This window comes from Stenotrophomonas sp. FBCC-B152, from assembly GCF_059134105.1.
In genome coordinates this window covers 2551095-2570923 of record NZ_CP101442.1, presented here as the reverse complement: position 1 = coordinate 2570923, position 19829 = coordinate 2551095, and the positions used below count along the sequence as shown (strand labels likewise).

The 19829-nt window shown below is 68.6% G+C and carries 15 protein-coding genes; 12 read left to right on the top strand and 3 right to left on the bottom strand.

All coding sequences use genetic code 11. The annotated features are described in order from the left end of the window. The first annotated feature begins 41 nt into the window (after nucleotides 1-41). The 7 genes from truA (at nucleotide 42) to NMB40_RS11950 (ending at nucleotide 11653) form a co-directional block, all read left to right on the top strand. Entirely contained in the window at nucleotides 42-815 is a 774-nt protein-coding gene (gene truA, locus NMB40_RS11980) for a tRNA pseudouridine(38-40) synthase TruA (protein WP_494358527.1), read from the top strand. Next, a complete protein-coding gene (locus NMB40_RS11975) occupies nucleotides 812-1468 on the top strand; it encodes a phosphoribosylanthranilate isomerase (RefSeq protein WP_282245681.1) in 657 nt (218 codons plus the stop codon). Before truA ends, NMB40_RS11975 begins: the two co-directional genes overlap by 4 nt. A gap of 198 nt (nucleotides 1469-1666) precedes the next feature. Then, nucleotides 1667-2347, top strand: a complete 681-nt coding sequence (locus tag NMB40_RS11970; RefSeq protein WP_494358526.1) for a hypothetical protein — start codon at nucleotides 1667-1669, stop codon at nucleotides 2345-2347. Beyond that, a complete protein-coding gene (locus NMB40_RS11965; RefSeq protein ID WP_494358525.1) occupies nucleotides 2344-4362 on the top strand; it encodes a hypothetical protein in 2019 nt (672 codons plus the stop codon). Before NMB40_RS11970 ends, NMB40_RS11965 begins: the two co-directional genes overlap by 4 nt. A gap of 91 nt (nucleotides 4363-4453) precedes the next feature. Next, on the top strand, nucleotides 4454-9811 hold the full coding sequence (locus tag NMB40_RS11960) for a DNA repair ATPase (protein ID WP_494358524.1): 5358 nt from the start codon (nucleotides 4454-4456) through the stop codon (nucleotides 9809-9811). Continuing rightward, entirely contained in the window at nucleotides 9808-10512 is a 705-nt protein-coding gene (locus tag NMB40_RS11955; RefSeq protein ID WP_494358523.1) for a hypothetical protein, read from the top strand. The genes NMB40_RS11960 and NMB40_RS11955 overlap by 4 nt, the downstream gene beginning before the upstream one ends. Before the next feature lie 40 nt (nucleotides 10513-10552). Continuing rightward, nucleotides 10553-11653, top strand: a complete 1101-nt coding sequence (locus NMB40_RS11950) for a toxic anion resistance protein (protein ID WP_494358522.1) — start codon at nucleotides 10553-10555, stop codon at nucleotides 11651-11653. Nucleotides 11654-11666: 13 nt separating this feature from the next. Here the strand turns inward: NMB40_RS11950 and NMB40_RS11945 are convergent, their stop codons facing one another. After that, nucleotides 11667-12554: a LysR family transcriptional regulator gene (locus tag NMB40_RS11945; RefSeq protein WP_494358521.1), complete on the bottom strand. Its 888-nt coding sequence runs from the start codon at nucleotides 12552-12554 to the stop codon at nucleotides 11667-11669. A 95-nt stretch (nucleotides 12555-12649) separates the two neighbouring features. Here NMB40_RS11945 and trpB point away from each other — a divergent pair, with 95 nt between their 5' ends. The 5 genes from trpB to glmM all read left to right on the top strand — a co-directional run bounded on the left by trpB (nucleotide 12650) and on the right by glmM (nucleotide 17749). After that, nucleotides 12650-13876 carry a tryptophan synthase subunit beta gene (trpB, locus tag NMB40_RS11940; RefSeq protein WP_494358520.1) on the top strand — a complete coding sequence of 409 codons (1227 nt, stop codon included), beginning with the start codon at nucleotides 12650-12652 and terminating at the stop codon, nucleotides 13874-13876. Beyond that, nucleotides 13873-14553, top strand: a complete 681-nt coding sequence (locus tag NMB40_RS11935) for a hypothetical protein (RefSeq protein WP_494358519.1) — start codon at nucleotides 13873-13875, stop codon at nucleotides 14551-14553. The genes trpB and NMB40_RS11935 overlap by 4 nt, the downstream gene beginning before the upstream one ends. Before the next feature lies 1 nt (nucleotide 14554). Continuing rightward, nucleotides 14555-15364 carry a tryptophan synthase subunit alpha gene (trpA, locus tag NMB40_RS11930; protein WP_494358518.1) on the top strand — a complete coding sequence of 270 codons (810 nt, stop codon included), beginning with the start codon at nucleotides 14555-14557 and terminating at the stop codon, nucleotides 15362-15364. Nucleotides 15365-15503: 139 nt separating this feature from the next. Further along, entirely contained in the window at nucleotides 15504-16382 is an 879-nt protein-coding gene (gene accD, locus NMB40_RS11925) for an acetyl-CoA carboxylase, carboxyltransferase subunit beta (protein ID WP_282245662.1), read from the top strand. Continuing rightward, nucleotides 16382-17749: a phosphoglucosamine mutase gene (gene glmM, locus NMB40_RS11920; RefSeq protein ID WP_494358517.1), complete on the top strand. Its 1368-nt coding sequence runs from the start codon at nucleotides 16382-16384 to the stop codon at nucleotides 17747-17749. The genes accD and glmM overlap by 1 nt, the downstream gene beginning before the upstream one ends. 62 nt (nucleotides 17750-17811) lie before the next feature. On the opposite strand, the gene NMB40_RS11915 is transcribed toward glmM, so the two are convergent. Beyond that, entirely contained in the window at nucleotides 17812-18666 is an 855-nt protein-coding gene (locus NMB40_RS11915) for a polysaccharide deacetylase family protein (protein WP_494358516.1), read from the bottom strand. Beyond that, nucleotides 18653-19804 carry a glycosyltransferase family 4 protein gene (locus tag NMB40_RS11910; RefSeq protein ID WP_494358515.1) on the bottom strand — a complete coding sequence of 384 codons (1152 nt, stop codon included), beginning with the start codon at nucleotides 19802-19804 and terminating at the stop codon, nucleotides 18653-18655. Before NMB40_RS11910 ends, NMB40_RS11915 begins: the two co-directional genes overlap by 14 nt. Between the last annotated feature and the right edge of the window lie 25 nt (nucleotides 19805-19829).

Here is a 19829-nt window from a genome sequence, read left to right as displayed (position 1 = left end):
CGCGTCGGCCGCCCTCCTGCATTTGAAGCGAAGTTCTGAACATGCGTTACGCATTGGGCGTCGAGTACGACGGCAGCGAGTACAAGGGCTGGCAGCAGCTCGGTGAGAGCGGCTGCCCCAGCGTGCAGGCCAGCCTGCAGGACGCCCTGTCATCGGTGGCCGCCGCGCCGATCCAGGTGGTCTGTGCCGGGCGCACCGATGCTGGCGTGCACGGCGAATGCCAGGTGGTGCACTTCGATACCGATGTGGAGCGTGACCCGCGCGGCTGGACCCTGGGCACCACCACCCGGCTGCCGCGTTCGATCGCGGTGCGCTGGTGCGTGCCGGTGGCCGATGACTTCCACGCACGCTTCTCCGCCCGCGCCCGGCGTTACCGCTACCGGCTGCTCAACCGGCAGATCCGCCCGGCGCTGCACCGGCAGACCCTGAGCTGGGAGCGCCGGCCGCTCGATGCCGCGCTGATGCACCAGGCCGGGCAAGCCCTGCTCGGCGAGAACGACTTCAGCGCCTTCCGCAGCGCCCAGTGCGAGGCCCTTCACGCCCGCCGCGAGCTGCAGGCCATCAGCGTGACCCGCCAGGGCGAGATCGTGGAGGTCTGCGTTCAGGCCAATGCATTCCTTCATCACATGGTGCGCAATATCGTCGGCTCATTGATCCTGATTGGCTGTGGGGAAAAGCCGGTGTCGTGGATGGCCGAGCTGCTTGCCGGCCAGGACCGCACCGTGGCCGGCCCGACCGCACCGCCCCAGGGCCTTGTATTCGTTGGCCCGTTGTACCCCGACAACTGGCACCTGCCCGCCGAGGTCACCCTATGAGCCGCTCCTTCTACCGCACCCGCATCAAGTTCTGCGGCATGACCCGCGCCGGCGACGTGCGCCTGGCCGGCGAACTGGGCGTGGATGCGGTCGGCTTCATCTTCGCCCGTGAAAGCAAGCGCCGGGTGGCCCCGGCCGAAGCCCGCGCCATGCGCCAGGCGATCGCGCCGATGGTGGACGTGGTCGCGCTGTTCCGCGACAACAGCAAGGAAGAGGTGCGCGAAGTGCTGCGCACCGTGCGGCCGACCCTGCTGCAGTTCCATGGCGACGAAGATGAATCCTTCTGCCGCAGCTTCAACATGCCGTATCTGAAGGCGGTGGCCATGGGTGGCCGTGAAGAGGTCAACGCCCGCCAGCTGCAGCTGCGCTACCCCAGCGCGGCCGGTTTCCTGTTCGACAGCCACGCCCCGGGCGGCGGCGGTGGCACCGGCGTGGCCTTCGACTGGACCCGCCTGCCGACCGGCCTGCACCGCCCGTTCCTGCTGGCCGGCGGCATCACCCCGGACAACGTGTTCGACGCCATCGTGGCCACCCTTCCGTGGGGCGTGGACGTCTCCAGCGGCATCGAAACCGAGCCGGGCATCAAGGACGGCTACAAGATGCGCAAGTTCGTCGAAGAAGTCCGCCGCGCGGACTGTCACGAAGCCGATTAGGCCCAACGGCCTGATCGGCGGTAGCTCCCGACCGTTGGTCGGGAGACCTTCTGCGTCGGAAACGCCTATGTGCGTATCCGCCGATTTCACGTAGCATCGACAGGACAGGACGCGGCCAACCCGGCGCGTAGTCGCGGGAGGCCGGAGTGCCTCCTGCAGGACGCCGCGGGGGCGGCATCGATGCAGGGAAGTACTGGAATGGCGGAATTTCTGACTGTCGCGCTTACGTTCCCCACGCTGCCTTACAGCATCGTGCTGGCATTCGCCATGGTCTATTGGCTGCTGGCGGCCTGTGGCGTGGTCGACGACGGCATCGGCGGCGACGGCATGGACCTCGAACTGGGCGACGACGGCCTGCATGGGCTCTCCGGCATGTTCGCCCGGCTCGGCCTGGGCGGCGCCCCGGTCATGCTGGTGATCGCGCTGCTGGCCTTCTTCGGCTGGACCGCCACCTACTTCGTCCACCTTTTCCTGCTGCAGCCGCTGCCGGTGCCGATGCGCTGGCTGGCCGGGAGCGCCACTGCCGTGCTGGCGCTGGTGCCGGCGGTGCCGGTCACCGCCTGGCTGCTGCGTCCGATCCGCCGCTTGCTGCTGCGGTTGCGCCCCGTACCGCAGCGCTCGCTGCTCGGCCGGGTCGGGGTGGTCGCGTCACCGCAGGTAACCGGCGAGGCCGGCCATGCCAACGTCGACGACGGCGGTGCCGGCCTGATCCTGCAGGTGCGCGTGCGCGACGGCGGGCCGCTGGCGCGCGGCGAGCGCATCGTCCTGCTCGACTACCTGCCCGAACACAATCATTACCTGGTGGCCCGTGAACACGGCCACCCCGCGCTTTCGTTCCAAGACAGCCTGATTCCGGGCGATAAGGAGATCCACCGATGAGTTTTGCGACCATGGCCCCCTTCCTGATCGGGGTGGGCGCCCTGCTGGTGCTGATGTTCGGCCTGGCCGGCCTGTTCAAGGCGTTCTACCGCAAGGTGGACCAGGGCGTGGCCCTGATCGTCAACGACATGAGCGCCCAGCCCAAGGTGCATTTCACCGGCGCCCTGATCATTCCGGTGCTGTACCGCGCCGAGCTGATGCGGATCAGCCTGATCACCCTGCAGATCGACCGCCGTGGCAAGGAAGGCCTGATCTGCCGCGACAACATGCGCGCCGACATCGCGGTGGCGTTCTACCTGCGGGTCAATGAAACCCAGGCCGATGTGCTGCGCGTGGCCAAGGCCATCGGCGCCGACCGCGCCTCGGACAAGCATGCGGTCGACGAACTGTTCAACGCCAAGTTCTCCGAAGCGCTGAAGACGGTGGGCAAGAAGTTCGAGTTCACCGAACTGTTCGAGAAGCGCCAGGAATTCCGCGACGAGATCATCGCGGTGATCGGCAACGACCTCAACGGCTATGCGCTGGAAGACGTCGCCATCGATTACCTGGAACAGACGCCCAAGCTGCTGTTGGACCAGAACAACATCCTCGATGCGCAGGGGATCCGCAAGATCACCGAACTCACCGCCGCGCAGAACGTGGTGACCAACGAGCTGGAGCAGAACGAGAAGCTCGCCATCACCAAGAAGAACGTGGAAGCGCGCGAAGCGCTGCTGGCGCTGGAGCGCCAGCAGGCTGAGGCCGAGGCCCGCCAGAAGCGCGAGATCGAAACCATCCAGGCCCGCGAGCAAGCCGAAACCGCGAAGGTGCAGGAGGAGCAGCGCCAGCTGTCCGAGCAGGCCCGCATCGAAGCGCAGGAAGTGATCGAAATCCGCGAGCAGAACCGCATGCGCGAGGTGGAGGTGGCCGAACAGAACCGCCAGCGCGCCGTGGCCATCGAAGCCGAGCGGGTCGAGCGCGCGCGCCAGCTGGAACAGGTCACCACCCAGCGCGAAGTGCAGCTGCAGGGGGTGGAGCGCGACAAGGTGGTCGAGTCCGGCAAGATGGACGTGGCCAACATTACCCGTGAGCGCATCGCCATCGACAAGACCGTGGCGCAGGAAGAAGAACGCATCAAGGAAGTGCGCGAAGTCTCCGAAGCCGATCGCCAGAAGCAGGTGCTGATCCTGGAAGCCGAAGCCAAGGCGCAGGAACTGATGGTGCGCCAGGTCAAGGAAGCCCAGGCGGCCGAGACCTCGGCCAAGCACCGCGCGGTGGAAATCACCACGCTGGCCCAGGCCGAACACGAAGCGGCCGGCAAGCAGGCCGAAGCCAAGCGCCTGCTCGCCGACGGTACCCGCGCCGAACAGGCTGCGCCCGGCCTGGCCGAAGCGCAGGTGCGTGAAGCGTCCGCGCTGGCCATCGAAAAGGTCGGTATCGCCGAGGCCCGCGTGATCGAGGCCAAGGCCGAAGCCAGCCTCAAGCAGGGCACCAACGACGCCCGCGTGCTGGCCGAGACCCTGCAGGCCCAGGCCCAGGGTGAAGAGCAGATGGGCCGCGCCCGTGCCAGCGCCACCGAATCGGTGGGCGGCGCCGAAGCCGGCGTGGTGCAGAAGAAGCTGCTGGCCGAGGCCGAGGGCCTGGTCCGCAAGTTCGAAGCCATCGCCTCGCTGAGCGACACCGCGCGCGGCCACGAAGAGTTCCGCATGATGCTCGACAACAGCCTCAAGCAGGCCCTCGCCTCGATCGAAGCGGGCAAGGAAGTCTCGCGCGAGAACGCCGGCGTCATCGCCAGCGCGCTGCGCAATGCCGACATCGACCTGGTGGGTGGCGACGGCGGCATGTTCGAGAACCTGATCAAGGCGGTCTCGCTGGGCAAGTCGATCGAAGGCCTGGCCGGCAAGAGCCCGATCGTGCAGGACCTCATGCAGCGCTACCTGGGGGTCGCGCCGCGCGAGGACGCCCCGCGCAAGATCGAAGACCAGCACCTGGCCGAGGTCGAAACCGTGTCGGCCACCGTGGTCGACGCCCGCTGAGCCCCCTCGATGGCGCGCCGCGTGCGCGCCATCGTCGCCCCCTCACTGGCCGGCCTGTCCGGCCGGTTGTCCGTGAGCCGGAAGGAAGCCGATGTCTGATACCGCCAACCGTCCCGAGCCGTCGCCGCCGGAAGCCACCACCACCGTCGACCAGGCCGTTGCCCAGGGCGGTGCCTATGAAGTGCTGCGCCGTCGGCTGGGGGACCAGGGTGGCCGCCTGCGCGGGCTGGCCGATGCGCTCAACCAGCAGCGCCTGGCCGAATTCGGCGACAGCCGCCTGGAAGTCACCGGCCGCTTCCGCATCCGCAGCGAGAACAACTGCGTGGGCCGCGACATCGTGCAGGTCGGTCCCGACCTGCTGCTGTTCGGCTACAACGTTTTCCTGGGGCTGAAGACCCAGACCCGCCTGGAAGATGTGTTCGGGCTGTACCGGCTGGTGCAGGCCGGCGAGGGCTACGACGTGGTGCCGGTGGAAGCCAAGGGCAGCTTCCTGGCGCAGGCCGCGTTCGTGCACGACTTCGGCGAACTGTACGCGTACTACAAGCACGCACGCCTGCTGCAGCTCATCAAGGTCGGCGACAAGCTGCTGGCCTCGTTCCAGATCGGCGAGCGCAGCACCGACGTGCGCGTGTTCCGTTGGGCGGTCGCCCGCGATGGCGCGCTGACCTACCTGGACGCGCGCGGCGAACGCGATATCGCGCTGCCGCCACCGTTCGATTTCGAATGGACCCGGGCCACCCGGGACATGGCGGTCAGCGGCCGGCATTCGCACCTGAACATCCTCGATACCCTGTTCGTCGAGACCACTGGCGGCGACCTCACCATCAAGGTGGAGAACAACACCGAAAGCGGGCAGGGCATCTACAGCGAACCGGTCGACGACAGCACCCAGTCGCTGGATGACGCGCAGTTCGATTTCGCCCGGGTCGGTTCACTGGTGCTGCTGAAGGTATTGCCGTACCGCGAAACCACCTGGCGTGGGCTGATCTACAACACGCTCACCGGCACCATCACCCGCAACGATGCGATCGTGCAGGCCTGCGTGCAGCTGCCCGAAGACCACGGCATCATCTTCCCCGGTGGTTACTACCTGCAGAGCGGCGAGCACAAGGCGTTCGACGCGTCCATGCAGGGCATGCAGTTCAAGCGCGCCATCCGTTCGCCGAACGGCGAAGACGTGCTGTACATCTTCTACGAGCGCGAAGGCGGGCGCTCGGCGCTGTTCGTGTACAACACCATCCAGCGCGTGCTGCAGACGCCGGTGTTCGGCCACGGCTATGCCTTCCTGCACGACGGGCGCATGGTGCTGTTCCATGCCGAAGGCACCGAACCCACCCGCATCCACCCGATGCAGGTGTGGCAGACCCCGTTCAGCAGCGACGAGTTCGCCGCCAGCCGGCCGCCGGGCAACACCTTCATGGGCCGGATCGGCAATGCCGAACTGGTGCGCGGCATTTCCAACCTGTTCGACCTGGCCCGCACCATCGAAGGCCAGGATGTGTCGGTGCAGCGCTACCAGCGCCTGGTGCAGGACACCCGGCGGCTGTTCGACGCCCACCACTGGCTGGACGACGCGCAGTGCGACGGCGCCGCAGGCCTGCTGCGCGAGATCAGCGCCACCGGCGAGTCGGTGCTGGACGAGTACGAGAAAGTACAGTCGATCCGGCAGCAGTCGGCGCAGGCCATGGCCCAGGCGCAGGCCAGCCAGAAGGCGTTGCTGGCGCGCCTGCAGCCGGAGAACTGGACGGAGGTGCAGGCCTTCGTGGAGGCGCTCAACGCGATCTCCACCCAGCGTGGCCACCTGCTGACCATCCGCGATTACCGTTACATCGACACCGATGTGATCGATGCGATGACCGCTGCACTGCAGGAGGCCCACGACCGTATCGGCGCGGCCACCGGCCAGTTCCTGGGCGGCGAGCAGGCACTGGCCCCGCTGGGCGCCCGGCTGCAGGTGCTCGACGAGGCGTCCCAGCAGGCCGAAAGCGCCCGCGTGCTGGATGAGCAGCTGGCCGGCATGCGTGCGATGGCGGCCGACCTGGACATGCTGTCGACCCTGATGGCCGGGCTGAAGGTGGATGACGCCACCGCGCGCACCCGCGTGGTGGAATCCATTTCCGCGGTGTACGCCCGGCTCAACCAGAGCCGGGTGCGCGCCGAGCAGCGGCGACGCACGCTGGGCTCGGCCGAGGCGGTGGCGCAGTTCGCCGCGCAGTTCGCGCTGTTCTCCCAGGCCATCACCAGCGCGCTGGCCATGGCCAGCGATCCGGAGCGGGCCGATGAGCAGATGTCGCGCCTGCTGGTGCAGCTGGAAGAACTGGAAAGCCAGTTCGGCGAGCACGAGCAGTTCCTGGGCGACATCCTGGCCAAGCGCGAAGAACTGATCGAAGCCTTCGAAATGCACAAGCAGGCGCTGCAGGACGAGCGCCAGCGCAAGGCGCGTTCGGTGCTGGACGCCGCCACCCGCATCCTGGATGGCCTGGCCAAGCGCACCGAACGCTTTGCCAGCGCCGACGAGCTCAATGCCTTCTTCGCCGGCGATGCGCTGGTGCTCAAGCTGCGTGAGCTGGCCGGGCGCCTTCGCGAGCTGCGCGACAGCGTCAAGGCCGACGACGTCGAAGCGCGCCTGAAGGGCGTTCGCGACCAGGCCGTGCGCGCGCTGCGCGACCGCAGCGAGTTGTTCGAGGAAGGGGGCAACGTGGTCCGGCTGGGCCCGCGCCACCGCTTCAGCGTCAACACCCAGGCGCTGGACCTGACCCTGCTGCCGCGCGGGGAGGAGCTGGCCATCCACCTGACCGGTACTGATTTCCTGGAGACGCTGCACGACCCGGAACTGGCCGGCCTGAAGGCGTACTGGCAGGTCGGGCTGGATTCCGAATCGGCGCAGCTGTACCGGGGCGAATACCTGGCCGGCAGCCTGCTGCAGGCGGCGATGGAAGGCCGCGACGGCCTGGACCTGGCCGCCCTGCAGCGCAGCGCCGCCGAGCCCGACGCGCTGGAACGGATCGTGCGCGACTTCGCCGCCCCGCGTTACCGCGAAGGGTACGAGCGCGGCATCCACGACCACGACGCCAGCCTGATCCTGCACGCGCTGCTGCCGCTGCAGCAGGCTGCGGGCACCCTGCAGCACGCCCCCCGCGCCCGTGCGTTGGCGATGCTGTTCTGGTCCGCGCAGTACCGCCGCGACGATGTCCTGCAGTGGGCGGCGCGACAGGCCGGTGCCGATGCGATCGCGCGCCTGTTCGGCTCACGCGAAGGCCAGCAGGCGCTGCTGGCCGACATCGGTGCCGCGCTGTCCAGCTTCGTGGACGAACACCAGCTCCCGTTCGACCCGGTCCAGGCGCAGGCCGCAGCGGCGTATCTCGCCGCGGAACTGGGCGCCGGCGAGCCGGTGTTCAGCACCAGCCGCTATGCGCAGGCGCTGCTGGACGCGCTCGGCCAGCACCTGCAGGCCGCCGACCAGCGCGAGGCATTCGACCGTGCGCTGCAGCGCGAACAGGACGGCCTGGCGGCGCGCTGGGCGCTGGCCGGGCAGTGGCTGCGTGCGTTGTGCCAGCTGCCTGCGTTCACCGATCACAGCGCCTATGCCGATGAAGCAGCGGCGCTGCTGCTGGTGGCGCGCACGTTGCGCACCCGACCCAGCGACGTGGCGCTGCTGGTGCACGTCGACGGCCTGCTGGGCGAGCACGCGCGCGTGCAGAAGGGGCGCCTGCTGCTGTCGCTGGATGATTTCCTGGCCCGCCTGCGCGAGCACCTGCAGGCGTTCGTGCCGGCGTTCCATGCCTACCAGGGCGTGCGCCAGCGCATCATCGGCCGCGAGCGCGATGCCCTGCGCCTGTCCGAATTCAAGGCACGGCCGCTGTCGTCGTTCGTGCGCAACAAGCTGATCAACGATGTGTACCTGGGCGTGATCGGCGACAACCTCGCCAAGCAGATGGGTACCGTGGGCGAGAACAAGCGCAGCGACCTGATGGGCCTGCTGATGATGATCTCGCCGCCCGGCTACGGCAAAACCACCCTGATGGAGTACGTGGCGCATCGGCTGGGCCTGGTCTTCATGAAGATCAACGGCCCCGCGCTCGGCCATGAGGTGCGTTCGCTGGATCCCGCCCAGGCCCCGGATGCGACCTCACGGCAGGAACTGGAGAAACTCAACCTGGCGCTGGAGATGGGCAACAACACCATGCTGTATGTCGACGACATCCAGCACACCCATCCGGAGTTCCTGCAGAAGTTCATTTCGCTGTGCGACGGCACCCGCCGCATCGAAGGGGTGTGGCGCGGGCGTACCCGCACCTACGACATGCGCGGCAAGAAGTTCTGCGTGGTGATGGCCGGCAACCCGTACACCGAGTCCGGCGAAGTATTCAAGATCCCGGACATGCTGGCCAACCGTGCCGACATCTACAACCTGGGCGATGTGCTGGGCGGCATGGAAGATGCCTTCACCCTGAGCTACATCGAGAACAGCCTGACCTCCAACCCGGTGCTGGCGCCGCTGGCCACCCGTGACATGGCCGACCTGTACCTGCTGGCCGAGCGGGCCGCCGGCAAGGAAGTCTCGACCAACGCGCTGAGCCATGCCTACAGCGGTGCGGAGATCAACGAAATCGTCGCCACCCTGCAGCGCATGCTGCGCGTGCGCGACGTGGTGTACCGGGTCAACCAGCACTACATCGCCAGCGCGGCGCAGGACGACCGCTACCGTACCGAACCGCCGTTCCGCCTGCAGGGCAGCTACCGCAACATGAACAAGCTGGCCGAGAAGATCTCGCCGGTGATGAACGATGCCGAGCTGCAGCAGCTGGTGTCCGACCACTACCTGGGCGAGGCGCAGCTGCTCACCACCGGCGCGGAAGAGAACCTGCTCAAGCTGGCCGAACTGCGCGGGGTGCAGGGCGAGGACGAGCAGCAGCGATGGGCCCAGATCAAGCGCGATTTCCTGCGCAACAAGGCCATGGGCGCTGGCGACGCCGATGTTGGTGGCCGGGTGGTGGCGCAGCTGGCCGATATCGCCAGCGCGCTGCAGCCCAGCGCGCCACCGGCAGCGGTGGCGGTGGAAGAACCCGCGCCGTGGCCCGCGCTGCTGGCCGCGCTGGAACGGCTGGCCCAGGCCCACGCGGCGAGTGCCGCCCCTGCGGCCGCGGCTGTCGAAGCGCCCATCGCCGAACCCCTGTCGCAGGGGCTGCAGCAGGGCCTGGCGCCGTTGCTGCAGCTGCTGGGCCAGTCCAATGCGCAGCAGGCCCGCACCGGTGAGACGCTGGCGCTGTTGGCCGGCTGGGTGCGCCAGCAGGCCGAGCGCGAGCCGGCCCCGGCTGCACGGCCGCGCGTGCGCCGCGCCAGCACCCCCGAAGAGCGCGCGCTGGATGAGGCGCTGATGCGCCATTTCTACGGCGAATCGGCGCGGCCACCACGTGACGCGGCCGCGGCGGACGACGCGCACGCATGAGTCCGCGCTGGCCCCTGCCGACAGCACCGGCTCCCGATGCGGCCGACCTGGCGCGTTGGGGAGATGCGGTGGTGGCCGTGCTGGGGCAGGCGGATGACGCGGCCGCGACCGCCGACCGGGCAGGGCAACCGTTGCTGGACCTGTTGGCGCAACTGGCATTGGTGCTGCAATCGGCCGCGCCCGGCGGCGTGCGCCGGCAGACCGGCTGGTGGGGGCGCCTGTTGGGCCGTGACGTGGAACGCGAGCTGGACGCACAGGACTGGCAACCGCGCCTTGGCCTGCTGTTGACGCAGGTCGAGCTGGCCGCGCAGGCGCTGCGCGAACAGGGCAGCCGATACCTCGCTGCGCAGGGGGCCGCGCGCGATGCGGCACGGGCCACCCAGCGGTGGGTGGACGCCGGCGCCGCGCAACTTCCCACGCTGCCCGCACCGCTGCAGCCTGTGCTTGCCCAGCGCCTGGATCACCTGCGCCGGCTGGCCGCCGTGCGGCAGCTCGAAGCCGGGCAGTGGCAGCTGGTGTACGAACAGGACAGCGCCCTGCTGGCGCGCAGCCAGCGCATCACCGAAACGCTGCTGCCGGCCTGGCGGCAGGCGGTACTGGCGCGCCGCGCCGATGACCAGCAGCAGCGCAATGCGCAGGCCGCGCAGCTGCAGGCGCAGATCGCGGCCGAGCTGGCCTCGGCGCAGGCTAGACTCGACTGACCCCGATACCCGATTGACCCCCCTTCAAGGAGATCACGCCATGACCCAGGATCCGCAGGACAACACGGCGCTTGCCGTGGCACCGGCCGCCGTCGACGACGCCACCCTGCTGGCGCTGGGGCTGGTCGCTGACGACCTGCCGCGCATCGCGGAAATCGGCCGCAGCCTGGAGGACATCCGTCCGGGCAACCTGCAGGTGTTCGGGTGCGAAGCGGCGGCCAAGACCGCCGCGTTCTCCAGCCAGCTGCTCGACCAGGTACGCAACCGCGACCTGGATGCCAGTGGCGACAAGCTGGGCGAAGTGGTGCGCATCGCGCGCACGCTCAACCTGGATGGGCTCAGCCAGCGTTCGAAGGTGCCGGTGATTGGTGGCCTGATCGACAAGCTGCGTGCCTCCAAGGGCGAGCTGGTGCAGAAGTTCAGCGACACCAACCGCCAGATCGAACAGCTGCTCGGCGATGTCGGCAGCCAGCAGGCGCTGATGGGCCAGCGCGTGGGCGAGTTCGACCGCATGCACGAGATCGTGCGCGACGAACGCCATGCGCTGGGCCTGCACATCGCGGCTGGCAAGCAGCGGCTGGCCAGCCTGCGCAGCGAGCAGCTGGCCGGTGCAGGCAGTGAAGACCCGCAGGTGCGGATCCGCCAGGGCGAGCTGGACAACGCGATCCGGCTGCTCGACAAGCGGGTGGGTGACCTGGTGGTGATGCAGCATGCCGCCGACCAGTCTCTGCCGATGATCCGCCTGATCCAGGCCAATGCGATACAGCTGATCGAGAAATTCAACACCGTCCGCGACATCACCATCCCGTCGTGGAAGCGCCAGTTCGCCATCCAGCTGTCGTTGAGCGAGCAGAAGAGCGCGGCCGAGCTGTCCAACACGATCGACGATGCGACCAACGAACTGATGCGGCGCAATGCCGACCTGATGCGGCAGACCTCGGTGGACACCGCCAAGGCGAACCAGCGCGCGGTGATCGACGTGGCGACCCTGCGCCACACCCACGAACAGCTCATCGCCACCGTGGAAGAAGTCCGCACCATCCACCGCGAAGGCATGCAGCAGCGCCAGCAGGCCGAGGTGGAACTGGCCAAGCTGCGCGACGACGTTCAACAACGCCTGGCGGCCCCCACCGCTGCGTAAGCGGGGTAAGGCGTTACCGCAGCTTTTCGGTCAGCCATTCCGCAAGGGATTCGACCCGGGCATCCTGCGCGCCCTCCGGGGTGGCCAGCACCCAGAAGCCACCGGTCGCGGCGAAGCCCCACGGCGCCAGCAGGCGTCCGGCCGCCAGCTCATCGGCCACCAGCGGCTCCGGCGCGATCGCTACGCCCAGCCCGGCCACGGCCGCTTCCAGCAGGTAATAGAGGTGATCGAATCCGGTCCCCAGCTGCAGCTGCGCCGGGTCCAGGCGATGCGACAACGCCCAGTCCGGCCACGCCTGCGGGCGCGAGGTGGTGTGCAGCAGCGGTTCGCCCAGCAGCGCCTGCGGTGGCTGCTGGCGCAGGCGCGCCGCAGCGGGATGCTGCGGGCTGACCACCACGCCCACCCGTTCCGGGGCCAGTTCGCGCACCTGCCAGCCGCGCGGCCACGGCGGCTGCGCCAGCAGCAGCACCGCATCCAGCGCCTGCTGCTGTTCGGTGAAGCTGCCGTCCTGCGCCGACCAGTGCAGCGGCAGCTGCGGCAGGTCGGCCTGCAGCGCGGGCAGGCGCGGAATCATCCAGCGCGCCAGGATGCTGCCGCTGCAGCCCAGCACCAGCGCCTCCGGCCGCTGCCGGCGCTGCAGGGTGTCCACCGCCTCACGGATCTGGGTGAACGCCCCGGCGCAGGCCCCCTGCAGGGCCTGGCCGGCCGCGGTCAGGCGCAGCCCCCGCCCGGCCCGTTCGAACAACGCCACCCCGAGGTGCTCCTCGAGCAGCCGCAGCTGGCGGCTGATGGCCCCGTGGGTCACGTGCAGCGCCTCGGCCGCGCGTGCCACGCCACCCAGCCGGGCCGTGGCCTCGAAGCTGCGCAGGGCGTTGAGGGGCGGCAGCGGCGTCTGGTTCATGTGAGTTTTCCTGACGTGTTGGTGCAGATAATATCGATATTCCGGTTACGACATGTGCGCTAAATTGTGAGCCTGTCTCCAACGGCTGTCGCGTCATGTCCGTATCGTCCGTCCCCCCCATCACCGATTTCCACGCCTATCCCGACGCCAACGGCCATTTCGGCCGCTATGGCGGCAGTTTCGTTGCCGAAACGCTGATCGGGCCGCTGCAGGAGCTGGCGGCGGCCTATGACGAGGCGCGCCGCGACCCGGCATTCATCGCCGCCTACGACAAGGACCTCACCCATTACGTGGGCCGTCCCAGCCCGATCTACCACGCCGAGCGGCTGAGCCGGCAGGTTGGCGGCGCGCAGATCCTGCTCAAGCGCGAAGACCTGAACCACACCGGCGCGCACAAGATCAACAACACCATCGGCCAGGCCCTGCTGGCCGCGCGGATGGGCAAGAAGCGCATCATCGCCGAGACCGGCGCCGGCCAGCACGGCGTGGCCAGCGCTACCGTGGCCGCGCGGCTGGGCCTGGAATGCGTGGTGTACATGGGGGCCACCGACATCGAGCGGCAGAAGATCAACGTCTACCGCATGAAGCTGCTGGGCGCGACGGTGATTCCGGTCACGTCGGGATCGGCCACGCTCAAGGATGCGCTCAACGAAGCCATGCGCGACTGGGTCACCAACGTGCGCGACACCTTCTACATCATCGGCACCGTGGCCGGCCCGGATCCGTACCCGCGCATGGTGCGTGACTTCAACGCCATCGTCGGCCGCGAAGCGCGCGCGCAGATGCTTACCGATTACGGCCGGCTGCCCGATGCGATCACTGCCTGCGTGGGCGGCGGCAGCAATGCCATCGGCCTGTTCCATGCGTTCCTCAATGATCGCGACGTGCGCATCGTCGGCGCCGAAGCGGCCGGCGACGGCATCGAGACCGGGCGCCACGCGGCCTCGATCGCGGCAGGCCGCCCCGGTGTGCTGCACGGCAACCGTACCTATGTGATCTGCGACGACGACGGCCAGATCATCGAAACCCACTCGGTGTCGGCCGGGCTGGATTACCCCGGCGTGGGCCCGGAGCACGCGTTCCTGGCCGATGCCGGTCGCGCCGAGTACGTGGGCATCACCGACGATGAGGCGCTGGCCGCGTTCCATCAGCTGGCGCACAGCGAAGGCATCCTGGCCGCGCTGGAATCCAGCCATGCCGTGGCCCAGGCGATCAAGATCGCGCGCGAGCTGCCCAGCGACAAGCTGGTGCTGTGCAACCTGTCCGGCCGTGGCGACAAGGACGTGCACACCATTGCCGCGCGCGAGGGCCTGGTCCTGTGAATCCGGTGCTGCGCCAGGGAAGTGCGCTGCTCATCGTGGTCGGCCTGACCGGCTGCAAACCGCCGGAGCCGCCGGTGCTGGCCCCTGCGGCGACGCCGGCGGCGATTGCGCCGGCCCGGCTGCCGGCCAGCAATGACGATGTGGCAGATCGCCCGTTCGAGGATGCACCGCAGGACGCACCGGCTGCGGACGAAGCCGATGCGCCCGCCGTGGTCTCGGTCGCGCTGGACCATGCAGGTGATGTGGTGATCGGCCAGCGTTTCAGCGAAGTCGAAGCGGACGGGTCGTGGCATTCGGCCGGCCTGAGCGAAGGCGACGGTGCGGGCGCCTGCGAGTACTACGAACGCGGCAGCCTGCCCGAGGGGGTGTCGATGATGGTCGATGCCGGCCATGTGCAGCGGTTCGACCTCGACACCATCGACGGTTCCTACGAGGCGATTGCCCAGCCGGGGCCGTTCGGCCTGCGCCTGGGCATGTCGCTGGACGAGGCGCTCAAGCGCCTGCCTCCCGGCAGCGCCCGCACACCGCATGCCTACGACTCGGACGTGGGCGAGTACCTGACCTGGCAGGACCCCGGTTCGGATCTGGCGATCCGCCTGGAGATCTTCGGCGGGGTGATATCGAAGCTCTACTGGGGCGCCAGTGGCGCCGTTGAATTGAAAGAAGGATGTGCCTGAGATGCCTGTTGCCCGTATCGACGCCTGTTTCGCCCGCCTGCGTGCCAGCCGCCGCAAGGCGCTGATTCCGTTCATCACCGCCGGCGATCCGGGCCTGGATGCGACCGTGCCGGTGATGCATGCGCTGGCCGCCGCCGGTGCCGACGTGATCGAACTCGGGGTGCCGTTCTCCGACCCGATGGCCGATGGCCCGACCATCCAGCGCAGCTCCGAACGCGCGCTGGCGCGTGGCGCCGGCCTGCGTTACGTGCTGGAAACGGTGCAGGCCTTCCGCCGCGACGACACCACCACCCCGGTGGTGCTGATGGGCTACCTCAACCCCGTCGAGATTCACGGCACCGCGCGGTTTGCCAAGGCGGCCATCGATGCGGGCGTGGATGGCGTGCTGCTGGTGGACCTGCCGCCCGAAGAGGCGGAAGAAACGCTGGAAATCTTCAACGCGGCCGGGCTGGCGCTGATCCTGCTGGCGTCGCCGACCACTGCGGACGCCAGGTTGGACCTGCTTTCCTCGATGGCCAAGGGCTATCTCTATTACGTGAGCTTCGCCGGTGTCACTGGCGCCTCGGAGCGGCTCGACAGCAGCGCGGCCGGTGCCCGCCTGCGTGACCTGCGCAGCCGCTCGACCGTGCCGGTGGTGGCCGGGTTCGGCATCAAGGACGCACAGAGCGCCGCCGCGATGGCGGTGGAAGCCGATGGCGTGGTGGTCGGCAGCGCGTTGGTGGCGGCGTTGGGCGAGGCGGCCGATGCCGCCGGCGCGGCCCAGGTGGCACGTACCTTCCTGCAGCCCCTGCGCGACGCGCTGGACGCCTGAGCGGGCCGGAACGTACGGCCCAGCATGGTTTTCACGCCGGGATCACCCCGCCGGCAGGGGGTCCCGGCCGTGGAACGGGTGAGCTAGACTGTCCGCCTTTGCGGCCCCCGGGCCGCCCTGAACGGAAGTGTCATCCCGCATGAGTTGGCTCAGCAAGTTGATGCCGTCGGGCATCCGCACCGACAACGTCCCCAGCAAGAAGCGCAGCGTCCCCGAGGGCCTGTGGGAAAAGTGCAGCAGCTGCGGCAGCGCGCTTTACGGTCCTGAGCTGGAAGAGAACCTGGAAGTCTGCCCCAAGTGTGGCCATCACATGGCCATCCGCGCGCGGGCGCGCCTGGCGTCGTTGTTCGACGCCGACAGCACCACCGAAATCGCCGCGCGCCTTGGGCCGACCGACCTGCTGAAGTTCAAGGACCAGAAGAAGTACAGCGAGCGCATCAAGGCGTCGCAGAAGAACACCGGCGAGTACGACGCGCTGATCGCCATGCAGGGCCTGCTCAAGGGCCGGCCGCTGGTGGCCTCGGCCTTCGATTTCGCCTTCATGGGCGGCTCGATGGGCTCGGTGGTCGGCGAGCGCTTCTCGCTGGCCGCGGAAAAGGCGCTGGAAATCGGCGCGCCCTACGTGTGCTTCTCCGCCAGCGGCGGCGCGCGCATGCAGGAAGGCCTGTTCTCGCTGATGCAGATGGCCAAGACCTCGGCGGCGCTGGGTCGCCTGCGCGCTGCAGGGCTGCCGTACATTTCGGTGCTGACCCATCCCACCACCGGTGGCGTATCGGCGTCGTTCGCGATGCTGGGCGACATCAACATCGCCGAGCCGCAGGCGCTGATCGGCTTCGCCGGCCCGCGCGTGATCGAGCAGACCGTGCGCGAGAAGCTGCCGGAAGGCTTCCAGCGTTCGGAGTTCCTGCTCGAGCACGGCGCCATCGACCAGATCTGCGACCGCCGCGAAATGCGCGACCGCCTGTCTGAACTGTTGGCCATGCTGGGCCGCCAGTCCGCGCCGGACGCTGCTGCCTGATGGCGGCGCGCAGGTACTTCGGCACCGACGGCATCCGCGGTCGGGTCGGGCAGGGGGTGATCTCCGCGGACTTCGTGCTGCGCCTGGGCAATGCGCTGGGCCGGGTGCTGACCGAACGCAACGGCCACCGCCCGGGTCACCGGCCGGTGGTGGTGATCGGCAAGGACACGCGCATTTCCGGCTACATGTTCGAAGCGGCGCTGGAAGCCGGGCTGGTGGCCGCCGGCGCCGACGTGCAGCTGCTCGGGCCGATGCCGACCCCGGCGGTCGCGTTCCTGACGCGCACGCTGGGCGCCGACGCCGGCATCGTGATCAGTGCGTCGCACAACCCGCATTACGACAATGGCATCAAGTTCTTCTCCGCCGATGGCGAGAAGCTCGACGATGCGACGGAGCTGGCGCTGGAAGCGGCGCTGGATACCGATTTCACCACGGCCGATTCGGACCGCTTGGGCAAGGCGGCGCGCGGTCGCGATGCGGTGGGCCGCTACATCGAGTTCTGCAAGGCCAGCGTGCCGCGCGGGTTCGACCTGCGTGGGTTGAAGATCGTGCTGGATTGCGCGCACGGCGCCACCTACCACATCGCGCCGATGCTGTTCCGCGAGCTGGGTGCGGACGTGGTGGCGATCGGTGCCGAGCCGAACGGGGTCAACATCAACGATGGCGTCGGTTCGATGCACATCGACAATCTGGCCGCCAAGGTGCGTGAAACCGGTGCGGACCTGGGCATCGCGTTCGATGGCGATGGTGACCGCGTGCTGATGGCCGATGACCAGGGCAACCCGGTCGATGGCGATGACCTGCTGTACGTGCTGGCGCCGTCGTGGCAGCGCAACGGCCGCCTGCGCGGTCCGGTCGTGGGCACGCTGATGACCAACTTCGGGCTGGAGCAGGCGCTGGAGCGCCTGGGTCTGCCGTTCCAGCGCAGCAACGTGGGCGACCGTTACGTGCACCAGGCGCTGGTGGAAGGTGGCGGGGTGCTCGGCGGTGAGGCATCGGGGCACCTGTTGTGCCTGGATCGCGCGACCACGGGCGATGCGATCATCAGTGCGCTGCAGGTGCTGGAAGTGTTGCGTCGGGAAGGCAAGACCCTGCGCGAGTCGCTGGTCGGGCTGACCCGGGTGCCGCAGAAGACGGTCAACGTGCGCCTGGGGGATGTGTCGGCCAAGGCGATCGTGCAGTCCGAAGGCGTGCAGGCGGCGCTGGCCGCTGCGCAGCAGGCGGTCAAGGGGCGGGGCCGTGCGTTCCTGCGCCCCTCCGGCACCGAGCCGGTGGTGCGCGTCACGGTCGAGGCCGACACGGCCGAGCTGATGCAGGCCACGCTGGACAGCCTGTCCGGCGCGGTCAAGGCCGCCGCCGCAGCGTAATGAAAAACCCGGCTTCGGCCGGGTTTTTTTTGTGCAGGAAGCCAGCCACGCAGGGCGTGGCTCTACGGCCCTGGCACCATCTTCTTCTGCTTCGCCTTGAACCGGTTGAACACCGGCGCGATCAACGGGTGGTAACTCCAGGCGATGCGCTTGCGCAGCCAGCTGGCGGGGCGGTTGCGGATGGCAAAACGGTAGATGTGTTCCGGATCGCCGCCGACCAGGTTGCGGCCGAACGGGTGGGTGGTGTGCAGGTAACGGAACCCCTGGGCGCGTGCGATCGGCAGGTAGTCCTCGTCGAAATCGCCGTAGGGCCAGCACAGCGTGTCGGACGCTTCGCCCAACTGTTCCTGCAGTACGCTGCGCGCCATTTCCAGGTCACGGGTGATGCCGTCGCGCTTCTGTTCGCGGCTGATGTCCTGCTTCATCCAGCGTGTATGGGTGTGGGTGTGGCAGTGCACTTCGAAAGTGCCGGCGTCGATCATCGCGCGGGCTTCGCTCCAGCGCATCATCACGTCGTCGTGGCGGTTCTCGCGCAGGATCGCGGCCTCGCAGGCGCGGTGGTCGGGGGTGGCCGGGAGCACGGCATCTGGCTGGCCGGCATGCGGGCGCAGCGGGCCTTCGCCCATCCAGCCGGTCACCACGAACACCACGGCATGCATGCCGTACTTCTGCAGGATGGGGTGGGCGTAGACCCAGTTGTCCAGGTAGCCGTCGTCGAAGGTGATCACGATCGATCTACGCGGCACCGGTTTGCCGGCCAGGAAGCCGGCGTACTGCTCGAGCGTGAGCGAGGTCCAGCCGTTGCGGGCGAGCCAGGCGATCTGGCTTTCGAAATTTTCCGGCGACACCGTGATCATGCCCGGGGAGGGCGACACGTGGTGGTGCATCAGCACCGGCACGGTTCTAGCGTTGGCCATGGCCCAGTTCCTTCAACCACTGGTGGTAATAGTGTTCGGTGGCTTCAGTGTGCCCGGTCGGGGTGAAGCGGTGCGCGCTGCGCATCCAGTCCCACCCGGCCTGGCCCATCTGCCGGCGGCGTTCGGGCTGCTCCACCAGGATCTGCAGCGCACGGGTGAGCGCGGCCTGGTCGCCGAGCGGGGCGAGCAGGGCATTGCTGCCTTCCACCAGCATCTCCGGCACGCCGCCGACCCGGGTGGCCACGATCGGCACGCCGACGTAGGCGGCCTCGAGGAATACCGTGCCGGCGGCCTCCTTGTGGGTGGCCAGGGCAAAGATGTCGAAGCCGGTCATCAACCGGCACGCGCCGTGCCGGTAGCCGAGCAGGTGGACCTGGGCAGTAATGCCGAGTTCGGCGCGCAGTGCCTTCAACTGATCCAGCACGGGCTGGCCGTCGCCGACGATCACCAGCTGCAGGTTCGGCTGCTGGCGGCACAGCGGGGCCATGGCGCGCAGCAGGTCGGCGTGGCCCTTGGCTTCGCGCAGTACCGCGACGCAGCCGACCACGACCTGGTCGTCTGTGAAGCCGAGTTCGCGGCGGACCTCGGCGCGGGTCTCCTGCAGGCACTGCCAGGCATCATCGCTCTGCACCTGCGACCACTGCGGTGGCACGGCGATGGGTGGCACGATGCCAATGTGGCCGTCGGCCACGCCGCGATGGACCAGCAGCTGCTTGACGAAGCTGCTCACGGTCAGCACCCGGTGCGGCAGGCCGGTGTAGGTGAGCAGGGAGTTGACCGGGCTCATCAGGTGGCGAGAGCGCACCACCAGCGGCGCGCCGGCCAGGCGTGCGCCGGCGGCGGCAATCAGCGCATCGCGGCGGCTGGTGGTGTTGACCACGTCATAGGTGTGCCGGCGCACCAGTCGTTTCACCGACCAGATGCCGCGCAGCAGGCGCAGCAGCCCGCCCATCTTCAGGGCATGCACGGTGAAGCCCGCTTCGCGCGCCACCTCGCCCAGGCGGGCGCCGGGCTGGCACAGCAGCGATACGTCGTGGCCGCGCTCGCGCATGGCCAGCATGTGCCGGTAGATGTAGATCTCCTGGCCGCCGAATCCCTTGGCGGCTTCCGTATGCAGGATTTTGAGGGGCTTGTTCATCATGAACGTTCCAGGGGTCTAGACA

Excerpts from the sequence above, each read along its gene's own strand:
- accD (WP_282245662.1), top strand. The coding sequence starts at position 15,504 with ATGAGTTGGCTCAGCAAGTTGATGCCGTCGGGCATCCGCACCGACAAC.
- NMB40_RS11910 (WP_494358515.1), bottom strand. The coding sequence starts at position 19,804 with ATGAACAAGCCCCTCAAAATCCTGCATACGGAAGCCGCCAAGGGATTC.
- NMB40_RS11955 (WP_494358523.1), top strand. The coding sequence starts at position 9,808 with ATGAGTCCGCGCTGGCCCCTGCCGACAGCACCGGCTCCCGATGCGGCC.
- truA (WP_494358527.1), top strand. The coding sequence starts at position 42 with ATGCGTTACGCATTGGGCGTCGAGTACGACGGCAGCGAGTACAAGGGC.
- trpB (WP_494358520.1), top strand. The coding sequence starts at position 12,650 with ATGTCCGTATCGTCCGTCCCCCCCATCACCGATTTCCACGCCTATCCC.
- NMB40_RS11915 (WP_494358516.1), bottom strand. The coding sequence starts at position 18,666 with ATGGCCAACGCTAGAACCGTGCCGGTGCTGATGCACCACCACGTGTCG.
- NMB40_RS11970 (WP_494358526.1), top strand. The coding sequence starts at position 1,667 with ATGGCGGAATTTCTGACTGTCGCGCTTACGTTCCCCACGCTGCCTTAC.
- trpA (WP_494358518.1), top strand. The coding sequence starts at position 14,555 with ATGCCTGTTGCCCGTATCGACGCCTGTTTCGCCCGCCTGCGTGCCAGC.
- NMB40_RS11965 (WP_494358525.1), top strand. The coding sequence starts at position 2,344 with ATGAGTTTTGCGACCATGGCCCCCTTCCTGATCGGGGTGGGCGCCCTG.
- NMB40_RS11950 (WP_494358522.1), top strand. The coding sequence starts at position 10,553 with ATGACCCAGGATCCGCAGGACAACACGGCGCTTGCCGTGGCACCGGCC.
- NMB40_RS11975 (WP_282245681.1), top strand. The coding sequence starts at position 812 with ATGAGCCGCTCCTTCTACCGCACCCGCATCAAGTTCTGCGGCATGACC.
- NMB40_RS11945 (WP_494358521.1), bottom strand. The coding sequence starts at position 12,554 with ATGAACCAGACGCCGCTGCCGCCCCTCAACGCCCTGCGCAGCTTCGAG.
- NMB40_RS11960 (WP_494358524.1), top strand. The coding sequence starts at position 4,454 with ATGTCTGATACCGCCAACCGTCCCGAGCCGTCGCCGCCGGAAGCCACC.
- glmM (WP_494358517.1), top strand. The coding sequence starts at position 16,382 with ATGGCGGCGCGCAGGTACTTCGGCACCGACGGCATCCGCGGTCGGGTC.